We start from the raw sequence: 1,422 nt of genomic DNA, 5'->3' as shown, positions 1-1,422 counted from the left end.
GGCTGGTTCCGACACGCGGAACATCTAGCAAAAGTGGCTCCGCGATGCCAGTAAAACCCTCACTAATCCGCCACTTTTTACCCTGCGAGCAAGGGCGCCGCGGTGCGTTCGGGACGCCGCCAGTCGATGCCTTCAAGCAGCATCGAAAGCTGCGCCGCAGTGAGACTTACCTTGCCGGCCTTGGTAATCGGCCAGACGAACCGGCCGCGGTCCATGCGCTTCGAGAAGAGGCACAGACCCTGGCCGTCGTACCAGAGCAGCTTGACCAGATCGCCGCGCTTGCCGCGGAACGCGAACAATGCGCCCGAGTGCGGACTCTTCTCCAGCACCTGCTGCACCAGCACCGCGAGGCCATCGAACCCCTTGCGCATATCGGTGGCGCCGCAGGCCAGATAGATGCGTGTCGTCGGCGGTAACGGGATCATCGGGCAAGGACGGACATCACCCGGGCCAGCGCGTCGGTATCGACCGCCGCGTCGACGGTGATCCGCACCCCCGACGGCAGCTCGATCCCGATGTGGCCGCTGCCTAAGGTCGCCGTGGTCGGCACCGACACCTCAACCTTGGCGAACGACGGCACCGACGTGCGCTTCGGTCCCGTCAGATCGCCCGCCAGTGCTTGCCGGCGCCACGTATAGAGCATCCCGCTGCCGATCGCGTGCCGCTGGCACGTCGCCGAGACCGAGCCGTCCGGGCCGAACGCTTCGCGCAGGATCGCCAGCTTCTGATCTACCGACCAACGGCGACGCCCGCCCACGACCGCGATCCGACTGCTCATACGATCACTCATATGACCGGTCGCAAGAGCACTCGCTCCCGACGCTCCGATATCCTCGCTCATCACCGCTCCTCGCAAAGAGCGGCTATCAGCACCCCAGAGCAGCTTCCCGCAAGGCGGCCTTCAGGACACGGTTACCGAAGGTCTGTGAATTGGGTGCCAAATCTTCATTGAGCCAAAAATTCGGATGTTATCGATAAGGAGGACTCGGTCGGACAACATGAACAAATGTCTGCTTCAAGCGATCCTCAACCGTAAAGCGGACTTTCCGGAGCGTCCAACATCACCGCCGTTCATTCGCCATCGTCAATATCCGCTTTCGAAACCATTGATCAGGTCGCCGAATGTCTGGAATCAGGCGCAAAGCGGCCAACAGAGAGACAACGACCGTAGGTGATTTTGTGCCGTTGGTTGTTGTTTCCCCTTGTCGTTTGTTGTGGCCTATTGAGCATTTGATCATACACGGATGCAGCCAAGCGCTTGATAATATTACTCAATAGACCACAACCGAACGGCCTCTTAGGCTTCGTGGACAAAGGGTATCCAGAGTTTAACTGAGGCGAGCGCGACGAAGCCGAGGTAGGATTCCTTGGTTTTGTCGTAGCGGGTGGCGACCCTGCGCCAATTCTTGAGTTTGTTGAACA

General features: G+C 59.8%; 2 protein-coding genes and 1 pseudogene. All 3 read right to left on the bottom strand.

Going from position 1 to position 1,422, the window contains the following annotated elements; translation table 11 throughout:
- Positions 1 to 77: 77 nt before the first annotated feature.
- Positions 78 to 425 (bottom strand): IS66 family insertion sequence element accessory protein TnpB, encoded by a 348-nt coding sequence (gene tnpB, locus AC58D2_RS20580; RefSeq protein WP_006963110.1) that lies wholly within the window; start codon positions 423 to 425, stop codon positions 78 to 80.
- Positions 422 to 841 carry an IS66-like element accessory protein TnpA gene (tnpA, locus tag AC58D2_RS20575; RefSeq protein ID WP_497392889.1) on the bottom strand — a complete coding sequence of 140 codons (420 nt, stop codon included), beginning with the start codon at positions 839 to 841 and terminating at the stop codon, positions 422 to 424. Before tnpA ends, tnpB begins: the two co-directional genes overlap by 4 nt.
- Positions 842 to 1,297: 456 nt before the next feature.
- Positions 1,298 to 1,422 (bottom strand): annotated as a pseudogene (locus AC58D2_RS20570) (IS5 family transposase); the annotation flags it as partial.

This window comes from Sphingopyxis sp. CR5 (assembly GCF_059693785.1).
The sequence above is the reverse complement of the archived record's forward strand: the minus strand, read 5'-3'. Positions and strand labels throughout refer to the sequence as shown.